Genomic DNA, 832 nt, shown 5'->3' with positions numbered 1-832 from the left:
CCACTACGGTGCCTACGGGCAGGTCACCGCCGAGCGCGACGAACTCGGGCGCATCACCCGCTACGAATACGACGATGACTTGCACCTGGTCTCACGGCGGATCAACCCCGACGGCACGCGCGTGCAGTACCGCTACGACCATGCGCAGCTGCTGCTCACCGAGATCGAAAACGAGTCCGGGGAAAAATACCGACTGGACTACACCGCGACCGGGTTGATCCGTCAGGAAACCGGCTTCGACGGCCGCCGCACCGCCTACGCCTATGACCTCAACGGCCATCTGCTGGAGAAGACCGAATTCGGCGACGACGGCTCGCAGTTGGTCACGGCGTATCAACGCGATGCTGCTGGGCGGTTGTTGCTGAAAACCCTGCCCGACGGGGTCAAGGTCAGCTATCAGTACGACCGCCTCGGCCGTTTGATTGGGGTCGATGATGGCCAGCAACACCCGTTGGCCTTCGAATACGACCGTCAGGACCGGCTGATCACCGAGCATCAGGGCTGGGGCACCCTGCGGTATGCCTACGACACTTGCGGCCAGCTCAAGCGCCTGCGTCTGCCGGACAACAGCAAGCTCGACTATCACTACGCCAAGGGCGGTGCGCTGACCGCCATCGACCTCAACGGCGCGTCGCTGAGCCGTCACGTTTATCAATCGGGTCGCGAGCAACAACGCCAGCAAGGCCTGCTGCGCAGCGAATACAGCTACGACGATCAGGGCCGTTTATTGGCCCACGCCGTAGGCCATCAACACGATTCACTGTACCGCCGCGATTATGCCTACAGCGCCAACGGCAATCTGGAGCACATCGCCGACACCCGCCACGGCCAG

At 62.7% G+C, this 832-nt stretch carries 1 pseudogene; it reads left to right on the top strand.

The annotated features are described in order from the left end of the window. Positions 1 to 832: pseudogene (locus A8O26_RS29140) on the top strand (RHS repeat protein); the annotation flags it as partial.

The organism is Pseudomonas fluorescens (assembly GCF_001648775.1).
GTDB classification, from domain to species: domain Bacteria; phylum Pseudomonadota; class Gammaproteobacteria; order Pseudomonadales; family Pseudomonadaceae; genus Aquipseudomonas; species Aquipseudomonas fluorescens_M.
This window is presented reverse-complemented; position numbering and strand designations above follow the sequence as displayed.